We start from the raw sequence: 7,867 nt of genomic DNA, 5'->3' as shown, positions 1-7,867 counted from the left end.
CCGCGGCCGGACCGCACTCCCTGCGGCCGTGCCGGGTCTCGCCTGTCCCTGACTGAAGCGCTGATCGCGCTTCATCTTCCCGTCGGAGTCGAGCGGCGACTATGCCTGCCCTGTCTGAACAAAAAAATCCGACCGTCCCGATTTATTTCTCGGGACGGTCGGATTTTTCTATGCTCTGCCATCTCTTCCGAGACACTCTGCCGCGCACCTTTGGCGCGCATGAAAAAAGCCCTCATCCCTTGTACAATGGAGCTGCGAAACAACCATGAAAGGAATGAGGACCATGCGAGAGCAGACCGGAGCCGCCCTCTACCGTCACTATAATACGAACCGCCGTCAGAGCGCAATCACGCTCGACGAGTATGTACCAAAAGAGCATATGGCCCGGCTCGTCGACGCCGTCATCGAGGGGATGGACGCGGACCTTTTCCTCGCCCACTGCAAGACGATGGGCCGACCGCGCTATCACCCGAAAATGATGACGAAGGTCGTCGTCTACAGCTACGCCGTCGGCGTCTATTCCGGGCGACGGATGGAGCGCCTTCTCCACGAGCACCTCCCGATGATGTGGCTCGCCGCGCTCGAGAGCCCGGACGCGAACACGATCAACCGGTTCCGGACGGGACCGATGGCCGCGCTGCTCGGGGAGGTGTTCCGCGCCGTCCTCGGCCTCCTGATCGATCGTGGCGAGGTGAAGTTCGAGGACTACTTCGTCGACGGGACGAAGATCGAGTCCCGCGCGAACCGCTACACGTTCACCTGGAAACGAGGCGTCCAATCTCACCAGCGCAAGATGGAGGAGAAGTTCGACGGCTTGATGCGCCAGATCCTCGAGGAAGGCAACGAGAGCGTGGAGATGCCGGAGACGCTCGAGGAGAAACTCGGGCTCGGACGCGCACTGATCGGCGAGCGCCTCGCCGAGGCGCCGAAGGACCGGGAACTGAAGAAGGCCGCCAAGCAGGTCGACGGGTGGATCGAGCGGCAAGCGCGCTACGCCACGCAGCTCGCGACCTGTGGAGACGACCGGAACAGCTACAGCAAGACGGACCCCGACGCCACGTTCATGCGGATGAAGGATGATCATATGAGGAACGGCCAGCTCAAGCCCGCGTACAACGTCCAGATGGCGACCGAGAACCAGGTCGTCCTCTTCTACAGCGTCCATCAGCGTCCGACGGACGCCCGTTGCCTCGTCCCACACCTCGAGGGGATGGAACGTTTCTTCGCACCGCTCGGCCGACGGCCGAAACGGATCATCGCGGACGCCGGATACGGGTCCGAGGAGAACTTTCTCGCGCTGAATGAGCTAAGATATGATGCCCTCGTCAAGTACAACAACTATGCCAAGGAACAGAAACGGAGCTACGCGAAGGACGCGTTCGTGACGGAGAAATGGCCACACGACGAAACGACCGACACGCTGACCTGCCCTGCCGGCAAACTACTCCGACGCTCCGGAACCCGTCGCCAACAGACCGGTTCCGGGTTTGTCATCGAGCAAGCGGTGTACGTGTGCGACGAGTGTGTCGGCTGCCCGTTCCTCGATGACTGCATCCGCCATCGCCGTTCCGAGCGTTCCTTCGAGAAGCCCCGGAAGACGGTGCGCCGTTCCTCGAGATGGCTTCGGCTCAAACGCGCCATGAAGGAGAAGTTGGAATCCGGGACCGGGAGGGCCATCGCAGCAAGACGCAAGATCGAGGTCGAGCCCGTGTTCGGCTCGATCAAGTCCAATTGGGGCTTCCGGCGATTTCGGCTCCTTGGCCTCGAAGGGGCCTCTCTGGAGTTCGGACTGGCAGCCACCGCACATAACCTCCGGAAACTAGTTAATACAACCGTAGCGATGAGGTAAATCGATTGAAAAAGAGGCAAGGCAAGGAAAAAGACAGCGCGTTTTCGAGAAAAATCCTCGAAAACGCGCTGTCTTTCATTCATTAGAGAGAGGTGATCGTTCTACTTTTGAGTCACCCTCTTTTTGATTGGTCAGAAGATGACGGGCCAAAGGAAGCCGACTGCGAGACCGAGCAGGAGACCGACGAACACCTGAAACTCGGTGTGCCCGACGAGTTCGTTCAAGAGAGGCGTCTCATGGCGTATCCCTTTGAAGTAGTCATTGAGCAACTGCGCCTGAAGACCGACTGCCTGCCTGACGCCTGTCGCATCATACATGATGATGACAGCGAAGATGACGGAGAGCGCGAAGAGGGACGAGCCCCAGCCTTCCTCGATGCCGATGACGGTCGCAAGTGCTACGACCGTCGAACTGTGGGAGCTCGGCATTCCGCCTGAAGCGAACATGATCTCTAAATCGAATCGTTTCTCCTTGATGACGCCCGTGATCAGCTTCGTGACCTGAGCGATGAACCAAGCCGTGATGGCTGCGAATAACGGGTTGTTCCATTCCATGAATGATTCCTCCTGACGATGACTTCTGTTTCTCTTTTCCCGGTTTTTCATTCGTCTACACAACGATTTCAACGGCTGAATGTGCTCTTCATTTAAGATTGTGTAAAGAAAGTCCGGAAAGATTTGTGATTCGACCCCGATTGTCGGTAAGATGAAGACAGAACAAGAGGATTCCACTACAATCCTCATCATTGAAGCTTCGAGGAGGAAAAAGACGTTGAAAGATAAAATAATCGTCGTAGACGACGAGATTTCAATCGCGACACTGCTGAAGTTCAATTTGGAGCAGGCTGGATTCACGGTCGAGACGGCACATGACGGGATGAGCGGGTTGAAGCTCGCGGAAAAAGAGGACGCGGCACTGATCGTCCTCGACTTGATGCTGCCGGAACTCGACGGTCTCGAGGTATGCAAGCGGCTCAGACAGCAAAAAATCAACACTCCGATCCTGATGCTGACGGCGAAGGACGATGAGTTCGACAAGGTGCTCGGTCTCGAACTCGGAGCGGACGACTATTTGACGAAGCCCTTCAGTCCCCGAGAGGTCGTCGCGCGCGTCAAGGCGATTCTTCGACGCGTCGGGCAACAGGCACCTGCCGAGGAAGTGGAAGAAGGATCGATCCAGATCGGAGACGTCCGGATCATTCCGGACAACTATGAAGCATTCAAGGGAGAGGAGCGTCTCGAACTGACACCGAAGGAATTCGAGCTCCTCGTCTACCTTGCGAAGAACAAGGGACGCGTCCTGACGCGCGATCAACTGTTGTCAGCGATCTGGAACTATGATTTCGTCGGCGATACACGAATCGTCGATGTCCATATCAGCCACGTTCGTGAGAAGATCGAACCGAACACGAAGAAGCCGATCTACATCAAGACGATCCGCGGACTCGGATATAAGATGGAGGAGCCGAAGCCGGAATGAGCAATTACCGGAAAAGATTCATCATCCCGATCCTGCTGTTCATCAGCGTCATCCTGCTCGGTCTCGGTTTCCTGCTCGGACAGCTGTTCAAGGACTTCTATATCGAGACGGAGAAGGAGAAGCTCGTCGATGAGACGGCGCTCGTCGAGTCGATGCTGAGGGGGAAGTCGCCTGAGCAGATGATGGAATACGTCAACAGCCTCTATGCAGAGTCGAGGTTCGATCTGATCCTGTTCAACAGCAGGGGGGAGATACTCGCAGGAACACCGATCGACGTCACGAAATTCAACGTCCGCACGATCAACTTCTCGGCGATTCCAAAAGACGGTCAGTTCCATGAAGAGGAAAGCGATATCATCGTCCAGTATACGAAACCGGTCGCTGCGGCGGACGAGGCGGAGCTGTACATCAGCTTCATCCGCTACACGAAGGATTTGAACATGATCTATTCCCGGATATGGACGGTCATCACACTCTCGTTGCTCATCTCATTCCTGATCATATTCATCCTGCTGTTCCAATCGACGAAGCGCTTCATCCGTCCGATCGCAGAGGCGACAGAGGTGCTCTATCAGCTCGCCCACGGCAACTACAAGTCGCGAGTGTATGAGATGTCGAGTTCGGATGAGTCGCGTGACCTCGGAAAGTCGATCAACACGCTTGCCCGAAATCTCGAGAACGCGTCGAGCGGAGAGGCGATGCAGCGGGCCCGCCTCGAGTCGCTGATCGAATATATGGGGGCCGGGCTGATGCTGATCGATGAGCGCGGGTACGTCCAGCTGATCAACCGGACATATCGTGACATGTTCCAGATCAAAGGAAAGGCGACCGGTCAGCTTTACTACCGGGTGTTGCCGAATGAGAAGATGAGCCAAGTGATCGAGGAAGTCTATCTCACCGAGAAGGCTCATCGCAGGCAGTCGAGCGTCCGTTTCGGCCTGAACAGCAGGACCTATATGGTCAGCGCTGCACCGATCATCGGAAAGAATGACCGTGTGCAGGGGACGACGGTCGTCTTCCATGACATCACTGAGATCAAGAAGCTCGAGCAGATGCGCAAGGACTTCGTCGCGAACGTCAGCCACGAGTTGAAGACGCCGCTCACCTCGATCAAAGGGTTCGCCGAGACGCTGCTCGACGGCGCCCAGGAAGTACCTGAACTACGTGAACAGTTCCTCGGCATCATCCACGATGAGGCGGACCGCATGCAGACGCTCGTCGAGGATCTGCTCGAACTGTCCCGTCTCGAGCAGGACAACTATAAGCTCGAGACGTCGATATTCGATTTGTCCGCGCTCATCCGTGATACGACCGCATTGCTCGAACGGAAGGCGCACGAAAAGGAGATGACGATCCACATCGAGGCCGAGGACGAGGTGTTCATCAGTGCCGACCTCAACCGATTGAAACAAGTCGTCCTGAACCTCGTCGCGAACGCATTGAACTACACGCCGAAGGGCGGGAACGTCTGGGTCGGTCTCGAAGACGGCGAGGAGGAAGTCGTGCTGCGAATCCGGGACGATGGTATCGGAATCCATCCGAAGGAGAAGAACCGGATTTTCGAGCGATTCTATCGCGTCGATAAGGCGCGCAGCCGGAATTCAGGCGGGACGGGTCTCGGACTTGCGATCGTCAAGCATATCATCGACCTCCACAAAGGGACGATCAAGGTCGATTCGACTGAAGGGGAAGGGACGACCTTTACGATTTCTTTGCCGAAGACCCACCTGTCTTAACACTTCGTTCACACCCGCTTTACAGGAGAACGATAAGATAAAAGTACCTTCTTCATCATTCGTGCGCGCCCAGTCAGCTCCTGAGCGCGCACCGAAAGCGGCCGGCCTCCCTAAAGCCAGCCGCTTTTTTTGTCGTTTCAGGCGAACGAATGTGTGCCAAGTGGTACAATGAGAACAGAAAAAATGATAAAGGGGAGCCGATGATGGAGAAAAAATTGCTGCTGATTGATGGGAACTCACTGACATATCGGGCGTTCTTCGCCTTACCTCCGATGACGGACGCACAGGGTAGAAACACGAACGCTGCTTACGGCTTCACGATGATGCTCTTGAAATTGCTCGAAGAGGAGAAGCCGACGCATATGCTCGTCGCGTTCGATGCCTCGAAGGAGACGTTCCGCCACGATGTCTACCAGGAATATAAGGGGAGCCGCGAGAAGACACCGTCCGAGTTGCGGGAACAGTTCCCGATCGTCCGTGATATTTGCGAGGCGCTCGGCATCCAGATGATGGAGCTCGACCGATACGAGGCGGATGATTTGATCGGGACGCTCGCCCAGACGATGCCTGCCGACAAAGTTCGTGTCGTCACCGGTGATAAGGATTTACTTCAGCTCGTCACCCCTCATATCGACGTGTTGATCACGAAGCGCGGGATCACGGACGTCCAGTGCATGACCGAAGAACTGTTCGCTGAAATCTACGGCGGACTGAAGCCGATTCAGATGATCGACCTGAAGGGATTGATGGGGGATAAGTCCGATAACATCCCGGGCGTGCCGGGGATCGGTGAGAAGACGGCTGTCAAGCTGATCGCGAGCTACGGCTCCGTCGAAGGTGTGTATGATCATGTCGACGAGCTCAAAGGCAAACAAAAGGAGAAGATCGTCGAGAACGAACACCTCGCCCGTCTCTCGAAAGAACTCGCGACGATCAAATGTGATGTCCCGATTGAAGCGACGATCGACGACCTCGAAATCGCGGACGTCGATACACAAGTTCCTTATTCGCTCTTTCAGTCACTCGGCTTCAAGTCGCTGACGAACAAGTTCGCTCCTGTCGTCAAGGAAGAGGACAAGGAGGAGCTGAACGTCAAGACCGTGACGAGCATGCCGGACATCAAGGATGCCGTCCTGATCGTCGAGCAGCTGCGCGAGGACTACATGGAGGAAGACATCGTCGGAATCGCGATGGCGGTCGAGGACACGATTTACGTCGCAAGTCCCGAGCTCATCAAAGATCCCGCGTTCAAGGCATGGATCGAATCGGACGCGAAGAAGATCTGTCTCGATGCGAAACAAGCGGCCTTCGCCCTGCGGAAGCATGGAATGTTGCTCAAGTCCTACGAAGATCTGCTGCTGGCCGGCTATCTGTTGAACCTGAGCGGCGGGACGACGCTCGATTCGATTGCAGGACATTACGCGCTCATGGCGCCGAACGAGGAGTCGGTGTTCGGTAAAGGGGCGAAACGCGCCGTTCCTTCAGACGACCTCATGCATGCCTATCTCGCGGAGAAGGCGCGGATGGTCGAACGGCTCTTCCCGAAGGTGGTCGAAGAGCTGAAGGCGAACCAGCAGCTCGAACTGTACGAGACGCTCGAGCGGCCGCTGTCCGGCGTACTCGCTGACATGGAGTGGCTCGGGATCAAAGTCGACGTGTCGACGCTACAGGAGATGCAGGAAGATTTGAAGGTCCGCCTGACGAATCTGGAATCGGAGATCCATGAGCTCGCCGGTGAGGCGTTCAACATCAACTCTCCGAAGCAGCTCGGCGTCATCCTGTTCGAGCGGCTTGAACTTCCGGTCATGAAGAAGACGAAGACAGGTTACTCGACGGCGGCCGACGTCCTCGAGAAGCTGTCTCCGCTCCATCCGATCATCGAGAAGATCATGCTGTACCGTGAACTTGGGAAGCTCCAGTCGACATATGTCGAAGGGCTGCAGAAGGTGATCAAGGAAGACGGGAAGATCCATACGCGCTTCGCCCAGACGATCGCGCAGACGGGCCGGCTCAGCTCGGTCAATCCGAACCTGCAGAACATCCCGATCCGTCTCGAGGAAGGGCGGAAGATCCGTAAGGCGTTCGTCCCGAGTGAGCCTGGCTGGTCGCTGTACGCAGCCGACTACTCGCAGATCGAACTCCGGGTCATGGCCGACATGTCGAAGGATGAGACGCTCGTCGACGCGTTCCGGCACGGGGCCGACATCCATACGCGGACAGCGAGCAATGTCTTCGGCGTCTCACCCGAGGAAGTGACGAGTGCGATGCGCAGACAGGCGAAAGCCGTCAACTTCGGCATCATCTACGGAATCAGCGATTACGGCCTGTCGCAAAACCTGAACATCTCGCGGAAAGAGGCGCAGTCGTTCATCGATCGCTATTTCGAGCTGTTCCCCCAAATCAAGGAGTTCATGGACGCGGCGATCGAGAAGGCGCGGGCGAACGGATTCGTCGAGACGCTTATGAACCGCAGACGGAACATCCCTGACATCAATTCGAAGAACTTCAATCTGCGCGGCTTCGCCGAGCGGACGGCAATCAATACGCCGATTCAAGGTTCTGCCGCAGACATCATCAAGAAGGCGATGCTCGACGTCCATGCCGCACTACAAGAGGCCGGCCTGAAATCCCGATTGTTGTTGCAGGTGCACGATGAACTGATATTCGAGGGACCGGATGAAGAGCTCGACCAGCTGAAGAGTCTCGTCAAGAAGGCGATGGAAGAGACGGTCGAACTCTCTGTACCGCTGCGCGTCGACGGTGACGCGGGAAAATCGTGGTTCGAAACGAAATAACAAGGACA

Annotated in this window: 5 protein-coding genes; 4 read left to right on the top strand and 1 reads right to left on the bottom strand. The window is 56.5% G+C overall.

Features of this window, described 5'->3' with window-relative positions:
• Positions 1 to 283 precede the first annotated feature (283 nt).
• Positions 284 to 1,849 (top strand): IS1182 family transposase, encoded by a 1,566-nt coding sequence (locus tag DFG60_RS01760; protein WP_157964450.1) that lies wholly within the window; start codon positions 284 to 286, stop codon positions 1,847 to 1,849.
• Positions 1,850 to 1,980: 131 nt separating this feature from the next.
• On the opposite strand, the gene DFG60_RS01755 is transcribed toward DFG60_RS01760, so the two are convergent.
• On the bottom strand, positions 1,981 to 2,403 hold the full coding sequence (locus DFG60_RS01755; RefSeq protein ID WP_114569999.1) for a divergent PAP2 family protein: 423 nt from the start codon (positions 2,401 to 2,403) through the stop codon (positions 1,981 to 1,983).
• 217 nt (positions 2,404 to 2,620) lie between these two features.
• On the opposite strand from DFG60_RS01755, the gene DFG60_RS01750 reads away from it, so the two are divergent.
• The 3 genes from DFG60_RS01750 (at position 2,621) to polA (ending at position 7,859) form a co-directional block, all read left to right on the top strand.
• Positions 2,621 to 3,328, top strand: a complete 708-nt coding sequence (locus tag DFG60_RS01750; protein WP_114569998.1) for a response regulator transcription factor — start codon at positions 2,621 to 2,623, stop codon at positions 3,326 to 3,328.
• Positions 3,325 to 5,064, top strand: a complete 1,740-nt coding sequence (pnpS, locus tag DFG60_RS01745) for a two-component system histidine kinase PnpS (RefSeq protein ID WP_114569997.1) — start codon at positions 3,325 to 3,327, stop codon at positions 5,062 to 5,064. Before DFG60_RS01750 ends, pnpS begins: the two co-directional genes overlap by 4 nt.
• 200 nt (positions 5,065 to 5,264) lie before the next feature.
• Positions 5,265 to 7,859, top strand: coding sequence for a DNA polymerase I (gene polA / locus DFG60_RS01740; RefSeq protein ID WP_114569996.1), 2,595 nt, complete (start codon positions 5,265 to 5,267; stop codon positions 7,857 to 7,859).
• Positions 7,860 to 7,867 lie beyond the last annotated feature (8 nt).

Source organism: Exiguobacterium flavidum (assembly GCF_003344535.1).
GTDB classification, from domain to species: Bacteria; Bacillota; Bacilli; order Exiguobacteriales; family Exiguobacteriaceae; genus Exiguobacterium_A; species Exiguobacterium_A flavidum.
Note: the sequence above shows the minus strand (reverse complement) of the source record. Positions and strands in the feature narration are given on the sequence as shown.

What these genes read in the sequence shown, in the direction of transcription:
- DFG60_RS01760 (WP_157964450.1), top strand. Translation starts at nt 284, where the DNA reads ATGCGAGAGCAGACCGGAGCCGCCCTCTACCGTCACTATAATACGAAC.
- DFG60_RS01755 (WP_114569999.1), bottom strand. Translation starts at nt 2,403, where the DNA reads ATGGAATGGAACAACCCGTTATTCGCAGCCATCACGGCTTGGTTCATC.
- pnpS (WP_114569997.1), top strand. Translation starts at nt 3,325, where the DNA reads ATGAGCAATTACCGGAAAAGATTCATCATCCCGATCCTGCTGTTCATC.
- polA (WP_114569996.1), top strand. Translation starts at nt 5,265, where the DNA reads ATGATGGAGAAAAAATTGCTGCTGATTGATGGGAACTCACTGACATAT.